The sequence below is a fragment of the Tardiphaga sp. 839_C3_N1_4 genome, assembly GCF_051811045.1.
Taxonomy (GTDB): Bacteria; Pseudomonadota; Alphaproteobacteria; order Rhizobiales; family Xanthobacteraceae; genus Tardiphaga.
Genome location: NZ_JBPWQD010000001.1, coordinates 1,120,280 through 1,142,294, shown reverse-complemented (window position 1 = coordinate 1,142,294; position 22,015 = coordinate 1,120,280). Strand labels below are relative to the sequence as shown.

Here is a 22,015-nt window from a genome sequence, read left to right as displayed (position 1 = left end):
CAGCTTATTCAGACACGATTAGGCACCGCCAGCTGAATGCTGTCTGAACAGGGCCCGCCACATTACTTCGGCGCTTCAGCAGGCGGTTTGGCGTCCGGCTGCGGAGCGGCCGCCGGCGCTGCTGCGCCGCCGCCGGCAGGTGCAGGCGTTGCCGGCTGGTTCAGCGCGGCAGGCTGCGGCTGCGCATTCGGATTGATCCAGCAGCCGTGGACGCGGCTGTTCAGGCTGTCCGCAATTTTCGGATCAATCAGAGGTCCGAATTTGACCAGACAGCGGAACGTCGCCTGCACATGACCGCCGGGGCAGCCGAATCGGTCGTAGAGATCGAGGTGACGGAACGCGGTGTCGAGATCGTCGCGCCACATCAGCACCACGACGCGGCGGCCAAGCCAGACGCATTCCGGATTGCCAGCAGGACCATTGATCGCCTGGGTCGCCTCGACGAATTCGTCGGATTTCTTCTGGCTTTCACGGGCAACGTCGGCAGGCGTCACGGGCGCATTTGCCGCAGGCTTCTGATCCTGTGCGCGAACTGGGCCGCTCTGGGCCAACGCGCAGCCAACGCCCAGCAGCAGAGCAAGGCCTGGAACGGCGAGACAACGCAGAACCGCAGATTGGAACCCGAACACCAGTCGACGCATAAAGTCCCCGATAAGTTGGCTGCCAGGCAGTTCTGACGCCCTCGCCAGATGCCGTTTAAATGGGCCCCCAATACGGCGGCGACCACGGCTGAATCCCATGACGGACATTTTTGATTTTGTCCAGCAACGCCGGAAGTTTGTCTGATTTTCGTGGCGTCTCGGGCCGACAAGTCCGTGATTGCCGGCATGATGCACTTGGCAGATTGGCGATGACCGGCTAATCGACGGACGACTTTGGAGGACGGAACCAATTTCCACCCGCACGCCGCTGGCGCTTCTCATCCTTTCCCTTGGTACGATCGCAGCGGTTTGGTGGTGGCTCGCCACGCCGGTCACGCTGGTGCGCGCGCCGATTGATCCCGCCGCCAAACTGGAGTGCGTCTCCTATGCGCCGTTCCGCGGCGAGCAAACGCCGCTGAACTCGACCGCCATCATTCCGGCGAGCCAGATTGCCGCCGACATGGCGCAACTGGCGCAGATCACCAAATGCGTGCGGACCTACTCGATCGACAACGGTCTCGACCAGGTGCCGGAACTGGCCGGCAAGGTCGGACTGAAGGTCATTCAGGGCGTCTGGCTCGGGAGCAACCGGCTCAAGAACCTGGCGCAGATCGCCGGCGTCGTGGACCTCACCAAGCGCTTTCCGAACGTGATCAGCAGCGTGGTCGTCGGCAACGAGGTGCTGTTGCGCGGCGAGATGACGGCTGCCGATCTCGTCGGCAATATCCGCTCGGTGAAGGCGCAGGTCGGCAAGATCCCCGTGACCTATGCCGATGTCTGGGAGTTCTGGCTGAAGAATCGCGAGATCTATGACGCGGTCGATTTCGTCACGATCCACATCCTGCCCTATTGGGAGGACTTCCCGATTCGCGCGAAGAGCGCCGCCGCCCATGTGGACTCGATCCGCAAGCGTCTCGCCGTGGCGTTTCCATCCAAGGAAATCCTGATCGGCGAAACAGGCTGGCCGAGCGCCGGGCGGATGCGCGATGGCGCGTTGCCGTCGCGCACCAACCAGGCACGGGTCGTGTCCGAAATCCTCGATCTGGCCAAGCGTGAGGGATTCCGTGTCAATCTGATCGAAGCCTATGACCAGCCGTGGAAGCGCGACCTTGAAGGTACAGTCGGCGGCTATTGGGGCCTGATCTACGATGAGCCGCGTGAATTGAAGTATCCACCGGGCGTTCCGATTACCAATTATCCGTCGTGGAAGCTGCAGATGGGGCTCGGCATGGGCTTGAGCTTCCTGGTTTTCGTGACGGGCATGTTGACGCTCCGTCGACGGCCATGGTCGCCGCGTCTGTCGGCCTGGCTGACCGTTGCCGTATCGGCCACGGTGGCCGGCGTCCTGCTGGGCGTTGCCGCAGACAAGCTGATCTATGAAAGCTATGGCGTCGGCCGCTGGATCCAGTGGAGCGCGCTAATGGCCGCCGGTGTCGCGTCGCCGCTGCTGTGCGCCTACGCGACGATGTCCGGTCGCTCGCTGCCAACCTTCCTCGAACTCGTCGGGCCGAGCCGGTTCCTGGCCCGTTCGTGGTCGACCGTCCTGCTCGGGCTGACCTTGGCTGTGGCGGCGCTGATCGGCGCCGAGACCGCGCTCGGTTTCGTGTTCGATCCGCGTTACCGCGACTTTCCGTTCGCCGCGCTGACCATGGCGGTCGTGCCGTTTGCCGGACTGATGGCCGTCAACCGTCCGCAGGAAGGCGTACGGCCGATCGCCGAGTCGGTGTTCGCCGGAGTGCTCGTGCTGTCGGCTGTGTATATCGGCTTCAACGAAGGGCCGGATAACTGGCAGTCGCTGTGGACCTGCGCGATCTATTTGCTGTTCGGCATCACGCTGTGGCGGGCGCGGGCCGTGCAAAGCCCAGAATGAGCAGGCCGATCGCGATGCCCGACAGGGCGACATTGTAGAGCACGATCCCGAAACCGGCTGCGATCAGCGCGACGGTGATCAGCACGATCGATGGCCGCAGAAGATTCAGCGTCGCAATGACGATCGCGGCGATGCCGAACACCGAATTCTTGAACAGATAGGTCATCACCAGCCGGCTCTTGCACAGGGTGCTCTGCAGGCCTGCGTCGCAGGCGAGCGCGGTCGTCGACAATTCGATGGCCAGATAACGCAGATAGATGGCGTAGCCGACGGACAGGAAGCCGACGATGAGAAGCCATTGCACCTGACGGGCGGTGAGCTTGAACGGATCTTTTTTCATGCGGAAACCATGGTTCAAAACGCGGTGCGGAACAACCCGGCATGCGGTCGCGGTGAGAGATCGGACCTAGATAACACTTTAGCCGCGCACGCCAAGAGATTGAAAATCTGATCTTTTGGTCTTTAACGCAGACCCAGTAACGAGGTCAGCGACGATTGCGGCTTGGGCGGCGCAACTTCTTCAACGGGCTTGGGCGGCGGCGCTTGTTCGGTGCGTTCCTGTGGCTTGGGCGCGGCGCGCCTGCGTGGCGCCGGCCTGACTGGTACGGGCGCAGCTTCCGCGGGTGCCGTCTCGGCTTTCGCAGCAAGGCGTTGGCCATCAAAGATTGACGTCTCGCAGGGCCGGCTGCTCTCGGTCAGCGCGGCGCAGATCTTCGCGGCGGCTGCAGCATCGCTGAGCGGACCGGCAACAAGGCGCAGTTGCATGCCGAGTCCGGTCGGGCGTTCCTTCACCATCATGATCGGGCGCAGTCCGTTCAGCGCGCGAGACTTGGACATGCCGCGCCAGATTGCGCGCAGGCCGTCCACCGAATTCGCGCCGCCGATATCAACGCCGAACTCCGTGCGGGCGACCGGCGTCGCCACAGCTTCGACGGCTGCGGGGGCGGGCTCGGGCGCGGCCGGTTGAACCGATGCCGTTGTCTCCGGAACGGCCGGAGAAGCTTCGATGGTCGATGCCGGTTCGCTCAATTTGGCGGCCGCAGCATCGGGCGGTGCCGTCATCGATTTCCATGCAACGAGCGGCGTAGAGGCTGGTGGATTGATTGTCGATGAAGCCGCTGCTTGCGCCGGTTTGGCGGGTGTCGTTTCGGCAGGCGGCGCGATGACAGCCACGGGACCGATGACCGGCGTCGACGGAATGCTCGGAAGCTCTGCCGCCGGCTTTGGCTCGGTGGCTGCGGGCGGGGCAACGACGGATGCGGTGACAGGTGGCTGCGGCGCTGGCGTCGTTGTGGCGGCTGTCGGTGTTGGAATGGTCTGGCGCTTGATCGATCCGGTGACTGAATCCAGCCCTTGTTCGACCGAGGTGACGCGGGCATAGAGCCGGTCACGGTCGCTGTTCAGCGTCTCGATGGCCAGCGTCAGGCGCCGGGCCTCGGCCTGGGTCTCCTTGGCAACGAACTGGATCTGCTGCGATTGCCGCGCAAATGCCTCCGATGTCGTGACCTGATCGCGGCGCAACTGGACCTGCGACTGGCTGGCCAGAATGGCAACCACCACCGCGCCCACGGCGGCAACGCCCCAGGAGCCCAGCCGCCACATCAAGCGGCGGTCGACCTTGTCTTCCTCAGCCAGAAATCCGGTCAGCCAGCCGCTATGCTCGGCTGAGAGAGTATCGGCCCACTTGTCGTGCTTATCCGCCATTCGACGTCTGCGTCGCCCCATCGCCCCTGCGAATCACAGTTCAACATTATCAGGAAACCGGCGGGAACCTGAGGTTGTCGGGCCACACGGCGCGCCAAACCGGTTTCCAGATTGGCCCAAAACCATTTAAGACGGCCGCGGCGCATAAGCGCCGCCACAACGGGGATTCGGATGACGGGCAGAACCAGCCTCACCATCGTGCTCGCGGCCGGCGAGGGAACGCGGATGCGGTCCTCGACGCCGAAAGTGCTGCATCAGGTCGCCAGCCAGTCGCTGCTGGGCCATGTGCTCGCGGCAGCGCCTCATGGCGCAGGCTCTGCGCTGGCTGTCGTTGTCGGTCCCGATCGCCAAGATGTGGCGGATGAAGCAAGGCGGGTGCGGCCCGATGCCGCAACATTCGTTCAGCACGAGCGTCTTGGCACCGCCCATGCCGTGCTGGCGGCAAAGGACGCCATTGCAAAAGGCGCGGACGATCTGCTGATTGCCTTTGGCGACACGCCGCTGATTTCGGCCGAGACGTTCGAGCGTTTGCGTGCGCCGCTGAAGGCTGGCGCTGCGCTGACCGTGCTCGGCTTTCGCGCGGCCGATCCGACCGGTTATGGCCGGCTCCTGGTCGAAGGCGATCAACTGGTCGCGATCCGTGAACATGCGGATGCCACACCGGCCGAACGCAAGGTGGATCTCTGCAATGCCGGCGTGATGGCATTCGCCGGCAAGACGGCGCTTGCCATCATCGAGCAGATCGGCACGTCCAATAGCAAGGGCGAATACTATCTCACCGATGCCGTCGAGATCGTGCGCAGCATGGGCTTGCGGGCAAGCGTGATCGAGACGAGTGAGGATGAAGTCCGCGGCATCAACACCAAGGCGCAGCTCGCCGAAGCCGAAGCGATCATGCAGGCGCGGCTGCGTAAGGCCGCGCTCGACGCGGGCGTGACCATCGTCGCGCCGGAGACCGTGCATCTCGCGGCCGATACGACGTTCGGCAACGACGTCACCATCGAGCAGTATGTCGTGATCGGGCCCGGCGTCAGTATCGCTGACGGCGCTGTCATTCACGCCTTCTCGCACATCGTGCAGGCTGCCATCGGCAAGAAGGCCTCGATCGGTCCTTACGCGCGCATCCGGCCGGGAACGTCGGTCGGCGAGGGCGCGCGCATCGGCAACTTCGTTGAAGCCAAGGCGGCCATTCTGGAAGCGGGTGTGAAGGTCAACCACCTGACCTATGTCGGCGACACGCATATCGGTGCCGGCGCCAATATCGGCGCGGGCACCATCACCTGCAATTACGACGGCTTCAACAAGCACAAGACAGTCATCGGCGCCGGCGCCTTTGTCGGTTCGAATTCGTCGCTGGTCGCACCGGTGAAGATCGGTGCCGGCGCTTATATCGGTTCGGGCTCAGTGATCACCCGCGACGTGCCGGACGATGCGCTTGCGGTAGAGCGCAACGAAGTGTCGATGAAGGAAGGCTGGGGCAAGCGCTTCCGCGACAAGAACGCGGCGAATAAGAAGCCGAGGTGAGCGCGCGGTGTTCGGGGTGACGTCAGGTCACCGGGGTCTTCAGGTGCCAGCCGCGGCGGATCGGACGCTTGGCGACAATTTCTTCCTGCGGCGTATGGGGCTCGGCGACATGCGGTTTCACCGCAATATCGCGCTGCGGCGGCGGCCAATGCGCCAGTTTGCTCTGCGACATCTCGACATGTCGCAGCCGTGATCCGGCGATCGATCGGGGGGCTCTTGGGTCTCGCTCCTCCCACATGGACGTCTACTCCGGTCAGGCGTAGATGCTTCCGTAAACACGTTGATGGTTTGTTAAACGCGTCGCGCAAAATGCCCCTACAACCGCGGTAACTTGTCTCAATCGGCAATAATTATTGAGTAACAGTCGATTTGCGATTCTCGCTAAGAGAGTTCCAGTATTTCTGGGCAATTTGATACCACTTGGAGAGATTCACCGCATGTGCGGCATCGTCGGAATTTTGGGACGCGGTCCGGTTGCTGACCAGATCGTGGACTCGCTGAAGCGCCTCGAATATCGCGGCTACGATTCCGCAGGCGTTGCCACGCTGGAAGGCGCGCATATCGATCGCCGCCGCGCCGAAGGCAAGCTGAAGAATCTCGAAGCCAAGCTCGGCAAGTCGCCGCTCGCAGGTCATATCGGCATCGGTCACACGCGCTGGGCGACGCATGGCAAGCCGACCGAAGCCAATGCGCATCCGCACGCCGCCGAAGGCGTTGCGGTCGTGCATAACGGCATCATCGAGAATTTCCGCGAATTGCGTCTCGAGCTCGAAAAGAGCGGCGCTAAATTCGCCAGCGAGACCGACACCGAAGTCGTCGCGCACCTCGTCAGTTTCTATCTGCAGAAGGGCGCATCGCCGGTCGATGCCGTGAAGCAGGCGCTGCCGCGGCTCAGGGGTGCGTTCGCATTGGCTTTCGTGTTCAAGGATCACGACAACCTGATGATCGGTGCCCGCAAAGGCTCGCCGCTCGCGGTCGGCTATGGTGACGGCGAGATGTATCTTGGCTCCGACGCGATTGCGCTGGCGCCGTTCACCGACGACATCAGCTATCTCGAGGACGGTGACTGGGTGGTGCTGACCCGCAAGGGCTGCGAGATCCACGATGAATCCGGCAAGGTCGTGAAGCGCGACGTGCTGAAATCCGGCGCGTCGGCCTTCATGGTCGACAAGGCTAACTATCGCCACTTCATGGCCAAGGAAATTCACGAGCAACCCGAAGTCGTCGGTCACACGCTGGCGCGTTATGTCGATCTGGCGAACGAGCGCGTTGCGCTGCCGATGACGCTGCCGTTCGACTTCAAGGACATCCAGCGCATTTCGATCACCGCCTGCGGCACTGCGAGCTACGCGGGTTTTATCGCTAAATACTGGTTCGAACGCTTTGCGCGCGTGCCGGTCGAAGTCGATGTGGCATCTGAATTCCGCTATCGTGAAGCCCCGGTACGCAAGGGCGATCTGGCGATCTTCATCTCACAGTCCGGCGAGACGGCCGATACGCTGGCAGCGCTGCGTTACGCCAAAGAGCAGGGCATGCACACGCTCGCTGTCGTCAACGTCACGACCTCGACGATCGCGCGCGAGAGCGAGACCGTGATGCCGACGCTGGCCGGTCCGGAAATCGGCGTGGCCTCGACCAAGGCTTTCACCTGCCAGCTGATGGCGCTGGCGACGCTTGCGATCGCAGCCGGCAAGGCCCGCGGCGAGCTGTCCGACGCCGACGAAGCCAAACTGGTTCACGGTCTCGTCAAGGTCCCCCGTCTGATGACCGACGCGCTGACGCACGAAGCGGCGATCGAGAAGCTGGCGCGCGACATCGCCAAGTCGAAGGACGTGCTCTATCTCGGCCGCGGCACCAGCTATCCGCTGGCGCTGGAGGGCGCGCTGAAGCTGAAGGAAATCTCCTACATCCACGCCGAAGGTTACGCTGCCGGCGAACTCAAGCACGGTCCCATCGCGCTGATCGACGAGACCATGCCGGTGGTCGTCATCGCGCCCTATGACCGGGTGTTCGACAAGACTGTGTCGAACATGCAGGAGGTCGCGGCGCGCGGTGGCAACATCATTCTGATGACCGACGCGAAGGGCGCGGAGGAGGCCACGGTGGACTCCATGGTGACCATTGTGATGCCGGACATGGACGCAGCATTCACGCCGCTGGTCTATGCCGTGCCGGTGCAGTTGCTCGCCTATCACACCGCCGTCGTGATGGGCACCGACGTCGACCAGCCCCGCAATCTGGCGAAGTCGGTCACGGTAGAATAGGCCGGCAAGCGGCAAGATTGTCGCAGGCGGCCGGTTTGGCCGCCGGCGCCGCACAAGTGGCTTCCCCCGCACTGGCGAAATCCTGCTAGGATACCCATAAGGACTGACGGCGCGGTTTCACGCGCCGCGCCAGATGGATTTGAAACGCTGATGGAACGCCCCGATTTGCCGTTGACCCCGCCCGCTGGCGACCCGCCACCCGAGGCGCCGCGCGGCTTCATGGCCCGGATCCGCAACTATTTCCTCACCGGCCTGATCGTTGCCGGTCCGGTCGCGATTACCTTTTACCTCACCTGGTGGTTCGTCACCTGGGTTGATGCGATCGTGCGACCGCTGGTACCGGAGGCCTATCGGCCCGAACAATACCTGCCTTATGGCATTCCGGGTTCCGGCCTGATCGTCGCCTTCGTGGCGCTGACGCTGCTGGGTTTCCTCACCGCCAACCTGATCGGTCGTTCGCTGGTCGATCTCGGCGAAAACCTGCTCGGCCGCATGCCGGTGGTGCGCGCGATCTATCGCGGGCTGAAGCAGGTGTTCGAGACATTGTTCTCGGGTTCGGGATCGAGTTTCCGTAAAGTCGGTCTCGTCGAATTCCCGTCGCCGGGCATGTGGTCGATCGTGCTGATCTCGCAGCCACCAAGCACCGAAGTAGCGAAGAGCCTGCCGGGGCAGGAGGAGCACATCTCGGTGTTCCTGCCCTGCGCGCCGAATCCGACCACCGGCTTTTTCTTTTATGTGCCGAAGAGCAAGATCATCGACATCGACATGTCCGCCGAGGATGCCGCCACGCTGATCATGTCGGCGGGCGTCGTACAGCCGGGCTCCGATTCGCAGAAGAAGATCGCGGCTTTGGCCGAGATGGCGAATGCGGCGCGGGTAGCGAATGCGCCGCCAGCGAAGCAGCCGGCCAGGGTGGATTGAGGCGTCACGGCTTATAGTATGGGGTGAGCGTCTTCGCGAAGCCCCGTTGCCTTCGTGTGCCGGTAGATGATGGGTTTCGCTTAAGCGGATGCGCCTGCGCTCACCCCATCCTGCACACGCTCAACTCCATCAGTCGTCATGGCCGGACTTGTTCCGGCCATCCACGTCTTGCTTGTGCATGACGTGGAGTTTGTTGTGAGCGCGCGCGTCACGTGATTTCCGATTCAACTGTCAAACAGCCACTGCTCTTCAGACATGCGTCATCGCCCCCATTATTTGCGGCGCGGGGGCGCCGTCGTCGCTTGCATTCCCGCCCCCTTGTGAGAGGGCGCGCCTTCGCGCACGCGAACCCGGAATCTCAGAATGTTCAGCAAAACACTTCGAGATTCCGGGTTCGCATTGCAGCGGCTTCGCCGCTTTCATGCGCCCTGGAATGACAAGTGTGGATCGAGGTTCGCGCTCTGCCGGCTTCGCCGGCGACGCGCGCCCTGGAATGACAAGAAAGCGCTTTGCTATCCCGCACCGATCAGCGGGATCGCCTCATCGCGTTCATAGAGATACAGCAGGCAGCGCAGCGCCGCGCCGCGCTCGCCCGTGAGCTTTGGATTGTCCTGCAGGATCCGCAGCGCTTCGTCGCGGGCTTGCGTGATCAGTTGTGCATGGACTTCGGAGCGCGCGATGCGGAAGCCGGGCATGCCTGATTGCCGTGTGCCGAGCACGTCACCTTCGCCGCGCAGCTTGAGGTCTTCTTCGGCAATCCGGAAGCCGTCGGTGGAGTCCTTGATCACCTTGAGGCGTTTGGTGGCGATCTCGCCGAGCGGCTCGCGATAGAGCAGGAGGCATGTCGACGCCTCCGAGCCACGTCCGATGCGGCCGCGGAGCTGATGCAACTGCGCGAGGCCGAAGCGCTCGGCATTTTCGATCACCATGATCGTTGCGGCGGGGACGTCTACGCCGACTTCGACCACGGTCGTGGCGACGAGGATCTGCGTTTCGCCGGCAGCGAAGCGCGCCATTGCCGCATCCTTTTCGGCGCCTTTCATCCGGCCATGCACGATGCCAACCTTGTCGCCGAACCGCTGCTGCAGGCTTTCGAAACGCTCCTCGGCATTGGTGAGTTTCGGGCCGTCCATTTCGGACTCTTCGACCAGCGGCACGATCCAGTAGATCAGCTTGCCGTTGTCCACCGCGCGGCCGATGCCGTCGATGACTTCCTGCAGCCGGCTCGCCGACATGGTGCGGGTCTCGATCGGCTGACGGCCCGCAGGTTTTTCGCGCAGCTCCGAGATGTCCATGTCGCCGAAATAGGTCAGCACCAGCGTGCGCGGGATCGGCGTCGCCGACAGCACCAGCACGTCGACGGCGCTGCCCTTGTTGGTCAGCGTGAGGCGTTCGCGGACGCCGAAGCGATGCTGCTCATCGACCACGGCCAGCGCGAGCGCCTTGAACTCCACGTCGTCCTGGATCAGCGCGTGGGTGCCGACGATGAAATCGATCTCGCCGGCGGCAAGCCGCGCGAGGATATCCTTGCGCTCCCGGCCTTTCTCGCGGCCGGTGAGGATGGCGACGCGCAGGCCTGCGCGTTCGGCCAGCGGCGCGATGGTCTTGATATGCTGGCGCGCGAGGATTTCGGTGGGGGCCATCAATGCGGCCTGCTTGCCGACTTCCGCAACAGCTGCGGCGGCCTGCAGCGCCACGACGGTCTTGCCCGAGCCGACATCGCCCTGCAGCAGCCGCAGCATGCGCAGCGGCTTGGTGAGATCATCGGCAATGGCCGCGGTCGCCTGCTGCTGCGATTGCGTCAGCGCGTAGGGCAGGGCGTCGATGATCTTGCGGCGGATGTGACCATCGCCGGCATTGCGATCGCCGGCGGGACGGCGGAGTTGCGCGCGCACCAGCGCCAGCGCCAGCTGGCCGGCGAGCAGTTCGTCGAAAGCGAGACGCGACCAGAACGGGCCTTCCGGCAGGACATCGGTGATCTCGACCGGCACATGGACGCGCTGCAATGCCTCCGCCAGCGATGGGAACTTGCAGCGCCGGATCACTTCCGGGCTGATCCATTCCGGCAGCGCCGGCAGCTTGGTCAGCGCCTGCGCGATGGCCTTGCGCAGCGAGGTGATCGCGAGGCCCTGGGTCAGCGGATAGACCGCGTCGATGCCCGTGAGCTTGGCGAAGCCTTCCTCGTCGACCACGCGGTCGGGATGGGTGATCTGCAGCATGCCGTCGAACAGCTGCGTCGTGCCGGACACATAACGCTTCTCGCCGACCGGCAGCAGCTTTTCGATCTGGCCCGGATAGGTCCGGAAATAGGTCAGGATCACCGTGCCGGTGTCGTCATGGGCATAGACCAGATGCGGCGCGCGAGAGCGGCCGGGCGGCGGCTCGCGATGGCGATCGACGGTGACTTCGAGGGTCACCATGGCGCCGATCTCGGCCTCGTTGATCTTCGGCCTGTCGCGGCGGTCGATCACGCTGACCGGCAGATGCAGCAAGAGATCGACGATGCGCGGCGTCTCGGCGCGGTCCAGCAGGAAGCGCAGCAGCTTGTCCTGCTTCGGCCCGATGCCGGACATGCTGGTGACCGGGACGAACAGGGGATTGAGCACTTCAGGGCGCATCAGGACGACTCAGGTGGCCAGCACGGCGAGAGAGCTACGGTATTTGCGAGAGTTGGATGCATTTCAAGGCGAAAGCAATGCGTTATGAGGTGCTGACAGGGGCGGAAGCGGAGGCTATATGAGCCTGCCCGGCACGTCCGGGCTTTCTGCGTTTGCGGGCTTTGGGCGGGATGGACAGATGACGGGAACGACACGATCGAGCAATGGCTTGGATGACCGCCGCAAGCGGCTGCTGTTCCGCTGCTGGCATCGCGGGACGCGCGAGATGGATCTCATTCTGGGCCGCTTTGCGGATGCCGAGATCGGCATTCTGGCGGACCTCGAACTCAAGCAGCTCGAAGACCTGATCGGCCTCGAAGACCCCGAGCTTTATCCGGCCTTCGTCGGCGATACCCAATTGGACGAGCAGTACCGCACGCCGCTGTTCGAGCGCATCAAGCTGTTCCGGAATCTGGACAAGCCTCTATGAAATCCCCCGTTGCCTCGCCGGCCGCACAGCTTGCACCCGGCCGTGCGCTGACCTTTGCCAATGTCGCCGAGGGTGCCGAAGGCCTGATCGTTGCCGATCTGGCACGCGCCGTTGCGGCCAAGCCGAAGCCGCCGGCGGTGAGCCTCACCGTGATCTGCCGTGACGGGCCGCGGATGCAGCAGCTCGCGCGCTCGCTGGAATTCTTCGCGCCGGATCTGCCGGTGCTGCAATTCCCGGCCTGGGACTGCCAGCCCTACGACCGCGTCTCGCCTCATGGGGGCATTCTCGCGCATCGTATGACCACGCTGGCGCGGCTGTCGCGCCTCACCGGCAGCGACAAGCCGATGATCGTGCTGACCACGGTGAATGCCGTCGTGCAACGCGTGCCGGCGCGCGAGATCGTCGCGGCGCAGGCGCTGTCGGTCGCGCCCGGCCATGTGGTGCCGATGGACTCCATCGTCGCCTGGCTCGAACACAACGGCTACACCCGCTCCGGCACGGTGCGGGAGCCCGGCGAATATGCCGTGCGCGGCGGCATCCTCGATCTGTTTCCGGCGGGCCTCGACCAGCCCGTGCGTTTCGACTTCTTCGGCGACAGTCTGGAATCGATCCGGACCTTCGACGCGGAGACCCAGCGCACGCTGCTCGACATGCGCGCGCTCGATCTCGTGCCGGTTTCGGAATTCCAGCTCATCACCGAGACGATCCGCCGCTTCCGCATGGGCTATGTCGCGCAGTTCGGCGCGCCGGAGCGCGACGACCAGCTCTATGAAGCGGTGAGCGAAGGCCGCCGTCATCCCGGCATGGAGCACTGGCTGCCGCTGTTCCAGGACCGGATGGACACGCTGTTCGATTATCTGCCGGGCACGCCGGTTGCCATCGAGCCGCAGGGCGAAGATGCCGCGACCGAGCGCTTCAAGCAGATCGGCGACTACTACGAAGCGCGCCGCGAGGCCATGGGCATCCCGGGCGGCGGCGCGATCTACAAGCCGCTGCCGCCGGACCGGCTCTATCTGACCGACAGCGAATGGCACAAGCGGCTGGAAGATCTCGCAATGGCGCGGTTGTCGCCTTTTGCGCTGCCTGAAGGCACGGCAGGTGCCGTCGATGCCGGCGCACGGGCAGGCCGCAATTTCGCGCCGGAGCGCGCCGACGCCAACGTCAATGTGTTCGAGCGCGTGGTCGCGCATATCCAGGCGTTGCAGGCAGAGCGCAAGAAGGTCGTCGTCACGCTGTGGAGCGAAGGCTCGCGCGACCGCATGGCGAGCATGCTGAAGGACCACAAGCTGCTCAATCAGCAGATGGTGAATTCCTGGCGCGTGGTGCAGGCGACGCCGCGCAACGAGACCATGCTGGCCGTGGTCGGCATGGAATCCGGGTTCGAGACCGATCAGATCGCCGTCATCAGCGAACAGGACATCCTCGGCGACCGTCTGGTGCGGCCGCGAAAGGCGAGCCGCAAGCTCGACAACTTCATCTCGGAAGTCACGAGCCTCGCGGCCGGCGACATCGTGGTCCATGTCGAACACGGCATCGGCCGGTTCGTCGGACTGCAGACGCTGGAAGTCGGCGGCGCGCCGCATGACTGTCTCGAACTGCGCTACGCCAACGAGACCAAGCTGTTTCTCCCCGTCGAGAATATCGAACTGCTGTCGCGCTACGGCTCCGACGCGGCCAATGTCGAACTCGACAAGCTCGGCGGCTCGGGCTGGCAGGCCCGCAAGGCCAAGCTCAAGAACCGCATTCAGGAAATCGCCGGCGAACTCATCAAGATTGCTGCCGAACGTCATCTGCGCGAGACCGAGCGGATCGTCGTACCGCGCGAGCAGTATGACGAATTCTGTGCGCGCTTTCCCTATGAGGAAACCGAGGACCAGCAGACCGCGATCAACGCCGCGCTGCACGATCTCGAACATGGCAAGCCGATGGATCGCCTGATCTGCGGCGATGTCGGCTTCGGCAAAACGGAAGTGGCCATGCGCGCCACCTTCGCCGTCGCCATGGAAGGCAAGCAGGTCGCCGTGGTGGTGCCAACCACGCTGCTTGCGCGGCAGCACGCCAAGAACTTCACCGAGCGCTTCAAGGGCTTTCCGGTGAATGTCGCGCAGGCCTCAAGGCTGGTCGCGCCGAAAGAGCTGGCGGCGACCAAGAAGGGCCTTGCGGACGGCTCCATCGACATCGTCGTCGGCACCCATGCGCTGCTCGGCAAGTCGATCAAGTTCAAGGACCTCGGCCTCGTCGTGGTTGACGAGGAGCAGCACTTTGGCGTGACGCACAAGGAACGGCTGAAGCAGCTCCGGGCCAATGTCCATGTGCTGACGCTGTCGGCCACGCCGATCCCGCGCACGCTGCAGCTCGCACTCACTGGCGTCCGCGATCTGTCGATCATCGCCTCGGCGCCCGTCGATCGTCTGGCGGTGCGTACCTTCGTGGCGCCGCATGATCCCTTGATGATCCGCGAAGCGCTGCTGCGCGAGCGCTATCGCGGCGGGCAGGCATTCTATGTGGTGCCGCGGATCGACGATCTTGCTGAGGTGAAAAGCTTTTTGGACAAGCATGTGCCTGAGATGAAGGTCGCTGTGGCCCATGGCCAGATGGCGCCGACGGTCATCGAGGACATCATGTCGGCCTTCTATGACGGCAAATACGACATCCTGCTGTCCACGACGATCGTGGAATCGGGCCTTGATATTCCGAATGCGAACACGCTGATCATCCACCGCGCCGACATGTTCGGCCTCGCGCAGCTCTATCAGCTCCGTGGCCGTGTCGGTCGGTCCAAGCTGCGCGCCTATGCGCTGTTCACGCTGCCGTCGACACACAAGATCACGGGTCAGGCGGAGCGCCGTTTGAAAGTGCTGCAGTCCCTGGAAAACCTCGGCGCCGGCTTCCAGCTCGCCTCACACGATCTGGATATTCGCGGCGCCGGCAATCTGCTCGGCGAAGAACAGTCCGGCCATATCAAGGAAGTTGGCTTCGAGCTCTATCAGTCGATGCTGGAAGAGGCGATCCTGGCGCTCAAGTCGGGTATTTCCGAGCCGGTCGCCGACAGGTGGTCGCCGACCATTACGCTCGGCATGCCGGTGATGATCCCCGACGACTTCGTCGCCGATCTTGCGGTCCGTCTGTCGCTGTATCGTCGGCTCGCTGATCTCGAGACCGATGACGAGATCGCTGCCTTCGCCGCCGAACTGCGCGACCGTTTCGGCGTGCTGCCGGACGAGGTCCGCTATCTGTTCAAGATCGCAGCCATCAAGGCCTATTGCCGCCGCGCCAATGTCGAGAAGGTCGATGCCGGTCCGAAGGGCGTTGTCATCTCGTTCCGCGACAACTCGTTCGCACAGCCGGAAAAACTTGTGTTCTTCATCCGGCAATATGGTCAGGCGGCGAAGGTTCGTCCGGACATGAAGGTGGTGTTCCTGCAGGATTGGGGAACGCCGGAGGAACGTCTCGAAGGCGCAACAGAAATCCTGCGCGCGCTGGCGGGTCTCGCGGAGAGCAAGAAGGCGGCGTAGCTCCGCTATCAATGTTCGTCATGCCCGGCGAATGCCGGGTATCCACGTCTTGGCCACAAGTGAAGACGTGGATGGCCGGGACAAGCCCGGCCATGACGGTATTTCCTCATTAAAGCCATCGAAAACAAAACAGCCGCCAGCATCGCTGCCGGCGGCCGTTCGTCAAATTACGCGACGCTTACTTCGGATACTTGAATTCCGGAGCGGCCTTCAGCGCTTCCTTGGTGGTGTTCATCGACGCCACCCACTTGTTGTCCTTGTTGAGGCTCACCTTCACCGAAGCAGGAGAGACGGCGACGTAGTGTTCGCCCATGCCCAGGAAGCCACCAACCGACAGGATCAGCGCGTCGACCTGGTTGTTCTTGATTGCGAGATCGCTGATCTCGCCGATCGTCTCATCCTTCTGGTTGGTGATGTTCAGGCCCTTGAGCTTGGACGAGAACATCTCCTCCTTGGAGACGGTCGAGAATTTCGCTTCGGCAGGTGCGGCGCCTGTCGTGACTGTCGACTGCGCGAGAACCGGCGTGGCGAGAAGGGCGAGGGAAGCGGTGATCAGTGCAAGCTTTTTCATTATCGTTGTCTCCATTGCAGATGCACCTACAATGCGACGATCGATACTTCGTTCCTGATTTTATTTCTGGAACTAAGACGCTGCGCGCTGCGCGTCCGCGCCATGCAGGCGTGCCAGCAGCGACTTCGCGGTATCCGCTGGCTCCATCGTGATGACGGTGACGTGGGGATCGTTGCGCGCATCGCGCTTGGGTCCGTGCATGGTGTGCTTCATCACGCTGGAGAGCCGCCTGGCGATCATATGGGCGTTGCGCTGGTCGGTTTCGGCGAAGGCGACCACGATGGAGCCGTCGTTCTGCAGCGTGCCGAAATCCATCCGCCGCATCAGCCGGCTGATGATCCGCGCAGCGTCGCGCTGCGCGCGTAGCGGGATATTGTCGAATGAGAACCGGGCCATCGACAATCCGCCGCCGCGGGTTTGCGTGTGATAGACGGCGGTCGCGATGTCGCGTTCGAAAGCTGCTGTCGTCAGCAGGCCGGTGGCGGGATCGAGCAGTCCGTCGGATTCGATCGACTTCAAGGTGCGGCCGAGACGCGCCTCGAAGGCGTGCTGGCGCAGTAGCGGCAGCGCCGTGGCTGCGACGGTGTCGGCGTCTCCGACGACCATTTCGAGATTGGCGAGATCGTAGCTCGGCGTTAGGCCGGGTACGGTGACGACAACGGGCAGATTGCGGAAGCGTGCGTCCTCGGTGAGGACAGTGAGAAACGCGTCAACGACGCGCGTGCTGAAGCCCTGGCCGATGACGATGCCGTCGAGATCGCGCGCATTGAGATGCTTGGCGGCAGCCTCGATGCTGAGCGCGCCGACCACGCCGATGCGTTCGCCGAGCGCAACCGACAGCGCGGGGTAGCCACCGCCGCGGCCGATCAGCATCACCGTCGCATCGTCCAGCGGGTCCGACTGCAGGGACATGCGATGCAGGTTTTCGGCGGTCAAGCGTCGCATGACCGTGGCGTGCAGCGTGCGAAGGCGAAGCGCGTTACGCAGCCGCGCGCTGAGCCGATCGAAATTGCCGGCGGTCTGTGTGAGCGGGATCGCATGGCCGGGCAAGTCCGTGGCGGGATCGATCGCAATCAGCGGCACGTAAGGCTGCTTGGCGCCAAGGCGCTTGGCCAGCGCCTGGAAGGTCGGCATGTCGTCAGCGGAAGCCGACACGATCACGGCAGCCGGCTGCACCCGTGCCACCGCATCCAGCGCCTCGGCCCATGTCGCATCGACCACCGGGAAGATGTTGCTCTCCGCCAGGGCTGTCGCAAACGCGGCCGGCTGCTGGTTGGAGACGGCGACGATCGTGGCCTGGTCGGACATGCTTGAGCTGAACCTCTACGCGAAACTGATCGCGGCAGGCTAGCCCGACGTCCTTAATGCAGAGTCAATGAGATCCGTTGCATTTTCAGGATCGCTTTTGCTCGCTCAGTCGGCTGCAGCACGGTCGCGGAAGGCTTCGACCATCAGCGGATTGAGGCCGAGTTCGGTCAGGGCGTCGCGAGCGCGGCCGTTATTGCTGGCGCGGCCCGCGAGGCGGTAGCCGCTGAGACGATCCGGTAGCGCTGTCAGCATCGCGTTCTCGCCGAGACGCTTGGCCCATTCGTTGAGGTCCTGCGCCAGGAAGCGATAGCCGCCGACGGCCATGATGCCCGAGGGCGGCGCGGTGATGTTGATCGCGCCCGTCACACGGTCGAGCCGGGCCATATAGCCGGTATCGACATAATCGAGCGGCTTGGCGGGGATCAGCGCGTTGCTGGCGTCGGCCTGGGCCGTATAGGCCAGCACCGGCACCATGGGGCCGCGGAGGCCCAGCGTGCCCCTGGGCGTCAGCATGATATCGCCGGCAATGGAGGAGCCTTGCTGGGCGCGTGGTGCGCCGTGCGGGCCCGGCATGATGGCGACGGGCATGCCGTCGTCGCCGCGAATGGCGCCGAACAGGCCGGCTTCGCCGAACAGATAGACGTCGGTGAACGAGGCCTGCGAGCCCGGCCATGCAGGCGAGGCGGCGACCTGTTCAGGCGCGCGCCAGAGGCCGAGCACGTAACGCAGCACGGGAGACCGATCGAGCAACCCGCCTTCGGCGAGGCGCTGCGCCAGCGGCGCGGGCGCCACCAGCACGTCGCAGGCATTGGCAGCGATGCTACGTTCCAGCACCGCATTGTCGAACGGATGATGCAAAGCGAGTACGCCGCCGGAGAGCAGCCAGGTCACCAGCGACGAGGCGATGCTTGCGAAAGACGATGGCACCATCGCCGACATGATCGTGGCGCCCTGCGGCATGTCGCTTTCCAGGAAGACCGCGAGGCCACCGGAGATCAGGTTGAGATGCGTGCGCGGCACCGTGCGGAAGCCGTCGGAGATCACATCGAAGGAGACGATGGCCGCGCGGCGGGCGTCCTGCGTCACGGGCGCGGGCTCCACGAACTCGCTGGACAACACAGCGTCGAGCGGGGTCATGCCTTCCGGCAGGTCGCTGCCGAAGCCGCCGACATAGCGGATCGAGAAGGCTTCAGCCGCAGCGTTCATGATCAGGTCGGCATGGCTGACGCCGTCGATCTTGCTCGACGTCACCAGTGCACGCGCACTGCAGCGATTCAGTGCCATGGTCAGGTCGGCCTGGCGCCAGAGCTGCGGCAGCAGCGCGACGACGAGGCCGGCGCGATGCGCAGCCAGCACGGTCAGTACGAACTCCACGGTGTTCGGCAGCTGGACGGCGATGACCGAATTGGCAGGGAGGCCGGCCTCCATGAAATGCGCCGTCAGTGCCGAGATCGCCCGGTCGGCATCCGCAAAGGTCAGCCGCTGCGGTTCCGTCGCCGTGATGCGCAGCTTGTCGGCGGGATCGACCAGCGCCAGCGCCTGCGGCTGCCGGCTGAGGATGCGGCGAAACAGGCCGTCGAGGGTGGGCGAGGCATTCGGCGTGGGTGAGGTCACGGTGTCACTTCCGGTTCGGCGGCGAAGCTGGCAGCGTTCTGGCCCACCAGGTCTCCGGCAAATAGCCTGAGAGCGCGATGGTCGAAGGTCGTTCTATCCGATTCCATCGCGCAATCCATTGCTCGCCGACATAGTAGAGCGGGATAGCGTAGAAACCGGCGATCAGTGCGCGGTCCATGGCACGGACGGCATCGACGAAGGGACCGTGGTCGCGGGCCTCCAGCATGGCGGAGATCATGGCGTCGACGGCGGTATTCTTCGCGCCCATGTAGTTGCGGGTGCCGGGATTGTCGGCGGCTTCCGAGCCCCAGTAGAACGACTGCTCGTTGCCCGGCGACAGCGACTGGTCCCAGCGGTTCTGGATCATGTCGAATTCGAAATTGATGCGGCGCTGGTCGAACTGCACGGCATCGATGGAGCGAATATTGGCAATGATGCCCGCGCGCTTGAGATCGCGCGCATAGGCCAGCGCGATGCGTTCCTGATCGCGGGTGGTGACGAGGATCTCGAAGGCGAGGGGCGTTTTGTCCGACTGCCGCCGCAGCACGTTGTTTACAAGTTCGTAGCCCGCGTCTTTGAGCAGTGCCAGCGCAGTGCGCAGCGCGGGACGGTCACGGCCCGAGCCGTCGCTGACCGGCAGGCGGTAGCTGCCATCGAGAATATTGGCGGCTATATTTGAGGCGTAGGGCTGCAGCAGCGTCCGTTCGCGATCATCCGCGGCGCGCATATAGGCGGAGAGATCCGAGCCCGCGTAGAAGCCGGCCGAGCGGGCATAGAGGCCGAAGAAATAGGTGCGGTTGATCCATTCGAAATCGAACAGCAGCGTCAGCGCCTGTCTCACGCGAATATCTGCGAACATCGGTCGCCGCGTGTTGAACACCAGAAATTCCGACGGCTTCGGCAGGCCGGTCTTGATGCTGTCGCGGATTACTTCGCCGGACGTGGCGGCGGGGAATGTGTAGCCGTCGTGCCAGCGCAGCGGCTCGTTCTCGACGCGGAAGTCGTAGAGGCCGCGCTTGAAGGCTTCGAAATGGGTGTTGGCCTCGCGATAGTAATCGAGGCGGATCTCGTCGAAATTCCATAGGCCGCGATTGATCGGCAGATCGCGGCCCCAATAAGCGGGATTGCGGGTGAGCGTCACCGCGGCGCCGGGTTTTACGTTCGTCACCGTATAAGGCCCGGAGCCCAGCGGCGGCGCCATCGAGGTTTCCTCGAACGGGTCGGGATTGACGGCGTGTTTCGGCAGCACCGGCATCAGGCCGAGGATCAGCGGCAATTCGCGATCCGCCTGGCCGCCGAAGTCAAAGCGCACCGTGCGCTCGTCCAGCGCCTCGGCCTTGGCTACCTTCGAATAATACTGCCGGTGATTGGGCCGGCCCTTGTCGCGCAGCAACTGCCAGGCGAACAGCACGTCGGCGGCCAGGACGGGCTTGCCGTCGGAGAACGTCGCCTTGGGGTTGATCCGGAAAGTGACGAAGCTTCTCGCGTCATCGGTCTCGACGCTCTCGGCAAGCAGGCCATAGAGCGTGAACGCCTCGTCCTGGCCACGGGCCATCAGGCTTTCGATGACATAGCCGCGCATCTGCGGCACCGCGATGCCCCGGACGATGAAGGGATTGAGGCTGTCGAAGGTGCCGAGAACGCCCTGGACCATGCGGCCGCCTTTCGGCGCGTCGGGATTGGCATAGGGCATCTGCCTGAAATCGGGTGGCAGGGCCGGGGCGCCGTGCATGGCGATCGCGTGGCTGGGATCGGCCTGTGCGGAATCCACCACTGGGCCGGCCAGAGCTGTCCAGCAGGCCAGCGCCGCGATCAGTTTGGACAGGGTCGAAAGACCCCGTGCATTTGTGCGATTTGATTCGGAACTGTTCACAGAGGAACTTTACCATGGCTGCCCGCCCCGAACCTGTGCCATGGATCAAATAGGGCTGGCGCCATTGATCTTTTCGTCCGCCGCTGTATTGAAAGCGGACAATTGACGAGGACGGCGCGGCCTGTCACGTAACGGCCGTAATTGGCACCGAGACACCCGCCAACGGGTGACTGTCAGCGCCGCCTCCGGGATATGAGCGCCTCCGTTCAGAAAGGGTTTTCCGAAATGAATTTCCGTCTCTTGGCTGCGTCGGTTCTGCCGCGCGGGCGGGGCTTCGCGCTTCTGGCGGCGACGGCCTTGACCGCCACGATGATCGCTCCGGTTGCGCATGCACAGGCTCCCGCGCCTGCTGCGCCGCCGGCCGCGGCGCCGAAGGCTGCTGCGCCTGCGCCCAAGGCCGCGCCGAAAGCTGCGCCGAAGGCTGCTACCCCGGCCGCTCCCGCCGCCCAGGCGCCAGCCGCAGGCGCGCCACCGGCCGATCAGCAGGTTCAGCTGATTTATGCGCCGTGGACCAAGTTCTGCCTCAAGGGCCAGGACGCCAATGCCAAGCAGGTCTGCTTCACCGGCAAGGACGGCCGCATCGAGTCGGGCCAGCCCGTCATCGCGGCCGTCATCATCGAGCCGGAAGGTGAACCGAAGAAGATCCTGCGCGTGACGCTGCCGCTCGGCATGCAGCTCGTGCACGGCACCCGCGTGATCGTGGACAGCAATGCCCCGGCGCAGAGCCCCTATGTGATCTGCTTCGCCAACGGCTGTATGTCCGATTACGAAGTCACTCCGGAGCTGCTGGCCAATCTGAAGAAGGGCCAGAACCTGATCGTGCAGGCGATCAATTCCAATGGCGCACCGCTGACGCTGCCGCTGCCGCTGGCCGAATTCGCCAAGGCCTATGACGGCCCGCCGACCGATCCGAAGGTGTTCGAGGAAACCCAGAAGAAGCTGCAGGAAGAGCTGCAGAAGCGCGCTGCGGAAGCCCGAGCCAAGCTCGAGGCCCAGCAACCGGCAGCTGGTGCAGCACCGGCGGCTCCGGCCAATCCGGCCGCGAAGTAAGTGCGGAGTGTCCCGATTGTGATTTCATCATAAACGACGTTCTTGCATCACCGATCAGAAGGCGCCCCGCAAC

At 63.9% G+C, this 22,015-nt stretch carries 16 protein-coding genes; 7 read left to right on the top strand and 9 right to left on the bottom strand.

Going from position 1 to position 22,015, the window contains the following annotated elements:
- Window positions 1–62: 62 nt before the first annotated feature.
- Window positions 63–641: a beta-1-3, beta-1-6-glucan biosynthesis protein gene (locus AB8A38_RS05765; protein ID WP_439085310.1), complete on the bottom strand. Its 579-nt coding sequence runs from the start codon at window positions 639–641 to the stop codon at window positions 63–65.
- A 202-nt stretch (window positions 642–843) separates the two neighbouring features.
- On the opposite strand from AB8A38_RS05765, the gene AB8A38_RS05760 reads away from it, so the two are divergent.
- Window positions 844–2,511 (top strand): beta-(1-6) glucans synthase, encoded by a 1,668-nt coding sequence (locus tag AB8A38_RS05760; protein WP_439088469.1) that lies wholly within the window; start codon window positions 844–846, stop codon window positions 2,509–2,511.
- On the opposite strand, the gene AB8A38_RS05755 is transcribed toward AB8A38_RS05760, so the two are convergent.
- Complete coding sequence (locus AB8A38_RS05755; RefSeq protein ID WP_068730752.1) at window positions 2,471–2,851, bottom strand: hypothetical protein; 381 nt, start codon at window positions 2,849–2,851, stop codon at window positions 2,471–2,473. The genes AB8A38_RS05760 and AB8A38_RS05755 overlap by 41 nt on opposite strands.
- 122 nt (window positions 2,852–2,973) lie before the next feature.
- Window positions 2,974–4,215: a hypothetical protein gene (locus AB8A38_RS05750; protein ID WP_439085309.1), complete on the bottom strand. Its 1,242-nt coding sequence runs from the start codon at window positions 4,213–4,215 to the stop codon at window positions 2,974–2,976.
- A gap of 171 nt (window positions 4,216–4,386) precedes the next feature.
- Between AB8A38_RS05750 and glmU the strand changes: the two genes are divergently transcribed.
- The gene (gene glmU, locus AB8A38_RS05745; protein WP_439085308.1) at window positions 4,387–5,739 is read left to right on the top strand and encodes a bifunctional UDP-N-acetylglucosamine diphosphorylase/glucosamine-1-phosphate N-acetyltransferase GlmU; all 1,353 of its coding nucleotides are present in this window, start codon (window positions 4,387–4,389) and stop codon (window positions 5,737–5,739) included.
- 22 nt (window positions 5,740–5,761) lie between these two features.
- Here the strand turns inward: glmU and AB8A38_RS05740 are convergent, their stop codons facing one another.
- Window positions 5,762–5,911, bottom strand: coding sequence for a hypothetical protein (locus AB8A38_RS05740; protein ID WP_158550328.1), 150 nt, complete (start codon window positions 5,909–5,911; stop codon window positions 5,762–5,764).
- A 265-nt stretch (window positions 5,912–6,176) separates the two neighbouring features.
- On the opposite strand from AB8A38_RS05740, the gene glmS reads away from it, so the two are divergent.
- Window positions 6,177–8,003, top strand: coding sequence for a glutamine--fructose-6-phosphate transaminase (isomerizing) (glmS, locus tag AB8A38_RS05735; RefSeq protein WP_439085307.1), 1,827 nt, complete (start codon window positions 6,177–6,179; stop codon window positions 8,001–8,003).
- Window positions 8,004–8,150: 147 nt separating this feature from the next.
- On the top strand, window positions 8,151–8,924 hold the full coding sequence (locus tag AB8A38_RS05730; RefSeq protein WP_410001865.1) for a DUF502 domain-containing protein: 774 nt from the start codon (window positions 8,151–8,153) through the stop codon (window positions 8,922–8,924).
- 512 nt (window positions 8,925–9,436) lie between these two features.
- Here AB8A38_RS05730 and recG read toward each other — a convergent pair.
- Window positions 9,437–11,542 (bottom strand): ATP-dependent DNA helicase RecG, encoded by a 2,106-nt coding sequence (gene recG, locus AB8A38_RS05725; RefSeq protein WP_439085306.1) that lies wholly within the window; start codon window positions 11,540–11,542, stop codon window positions 9,437–9,439.
- Between the two features lie 178 nt (window positions 11,543–11,720).
- Here recG and AB8A38_RS05720 point away from each other — a divergent pair, with 178 nt between their 5' ends.
- Window positions 11,721–12,011, top strand: coding sequence for a succinate dehydrogenase assembly factor 2 (locus tag AB8A38_RS05720; RefSeq protein ID WP_089264393.1), 291 nt, complete (start codon window positions 11,721–11,723; stop codon window positions 12,009–12,011).
- Window positions 12,008–15,526, top strand: a complete 3,519-nt coding sequence (gene mfd, locus AB8A38_RS05715; RefSeq protein WP_439085305.1) for a transcription-repair coupling factor — start codon at window positions 12,008–12,010, stop codon at window positions 15,524–15,526. Before AB8A38_RS05720 ends, mfd begins: the two co-directional genes overlap by 4 nt.
- 178 nt (window positions 15,527–15,704) lie before the next feature.
- Here the strand turns inward: mfd and AB8A38_RS05710 are convergent, their stop codons facing one another.
- From AB8A38_RS05710 to AB8A38_RS05695, 4 genes are all read right to left on the bottom strand, one after another.
- The gene (locus AB8A38_RS05710) at window positions 15,705–16,097 is read right to left on the bottom strand and encodes a PRC-barrel domain-containing protein (protein ID WP_093758623.1); all 393 of its coding nucleotides are present in this window, start codon (window positions 16,095–16,097) and stop codon (window positions 15,705–15,707) included.
- Between the two features lie 72 nt (window positions 16,098–16,169).
- A complete protein-coding gene (locus AB8A38_RS05705; RefSeq protein ID WP_439085304.1) occupies window positions 16,170–17,405 on the bottom strand; it encodes a GGDEF domain-containing protein in 1,236 nt (411 codons plus the stop codon).
- A gap of 105 nt (window positions 17,406–17,510) precedes the next feature.
- Window positions 17,511–19,019 (bottom strand): AMP-binding protein, encoded by a 1,509-nt coding sequence (locus tag AB8A38_RS05700; RefSeq protein WP_439085303.1) that lies wholly within the window; start codon window positions 19,017–19,019, stop codon window positions 17,511–17,513.
- Window positions 19,020–19,023: 4 nt separating this feature from the next.
- A complete protein-coding gene (locus tag AB8A38_RS05695; RefSeq protein WP_439088468.1) occupies window positions 19,024–20,751 on the bottom strand; it encodes an extracellular solute-binding protein in 1,728 nt (575 codons plus the stop codon).
- 366 nt (window positions 20,752–21,117) lie between these two features.
- Here AB8A38_RS05695 and AB8A38_RS05690 point away from each other — a divergent pair, with 366 nt between their 5' ends.
- Window positions 21,118–21,942 carry an invasion associated locus B family protein gene (locus tag AB8A38_RS05690; RefSeq protein WP_315841977.1) on the top strand — a complete coding sequence of 275 codons (825 nt, stop codon included), beginning with the start codon at window positions 21,118–21,120 and terminating at the stop codon, window positions 21,940–21,942.
- Window positions 21,943–22,015 lie beyond the last annotated feature (73 nt).

Bases quoted from the DNA above. Each gene is read 5' to 3' on its own strand.
- mfd (WP_439085305.1), top strand. From the start codon at position 12,008: ATGAAATCCCCCGTTGCCTCGCCGGCCGCACAGCTTGCACCCGGCCGT.
- AB8A38_RS05740 (WP_158550328.1), bottom strand. From the start codon at position 5,911: ATGTCGCAGAGCAAACTGGCGCATTGGCCGCCGCCGCAGCGCGATATT.
- AB8A38_RS05690 (WP_315841977.1), top strand. From the start codon at position 21,118: ATGAATTTCCGTCTCTTGGCTGCGTCGGTTCTGCCGCGCGGGCGGGGC.
- recG (WP_439085306.1), bottom strand. From the start codon at position 11,542: ATGCGCCCTGAAGTGCTCAATCCCCTGTTCGTCCCGGTCACCAGCATG.
- AB8A38_RS05750 (WP_439085309.1), bottom strand. From the start codon at position 4,215: ATGGCGGATAAGCACGACAAGTGGGCCGATACTCTCTCAGCCGAGCAT.
- AB8A38_RS05705 (WP_439085304.1), bottom strand. From the start codon at position 17,405: ATGTCCGACCAGGCCACGATCGTCGCCGTCTCCAACCAGCAGCCGGCC.
- glmU (WP_439085308.1), top strand. From the start codon at position 4,387: ATGACGGGCAGAACCAGCCTCACCATCGTGCTCGCGGCCGGCGAGGGA.
- AB8A38_RS05695 (WP_439088468.1), bottom strand. From the start codon at position 20,751: ATGCACGGCGCCCCGGCCCTGCCACCCGATTTCAGGCAGATGCCCTAT.
- AB8A38_RS05720 (WP_089264393.1), top strand. From the start codon at position 11,721: ATGACGGGAACGACACGATCGAGCAATGGCTTGGATGACCGCCGCAAG.
- AB8A38_RS05765 (WP_439085310.1), bottom strand. From the start codon at position 641: ATGCGTCGACTGGTGTTCGGGTTCCAATCTGCGGTTCTGCGTTGTCTC.
- AB8A38_RS05755 (WP_068730752.1), bottom strand. From the start codon at position 2,851: ATGAAAAAAGATCCGTTCAAGCTCACCGCCCGTCAGGTGCAATGGCTT.
- AB8A38_RS05710 (WP_093758623.1), bottom strand. From the start codon at position 16,097: ATGAAAAAGCTTGCACTGATCACCGCTTCCCTCGCCCTTCTCGCCACG.
- glmS (WP_439085307.1), top strand. From the start codon at position 6,177: ATGTGCGGCATCGTCGGAATTTTGGGACGCGGTCCGGTTGCTGACCAG.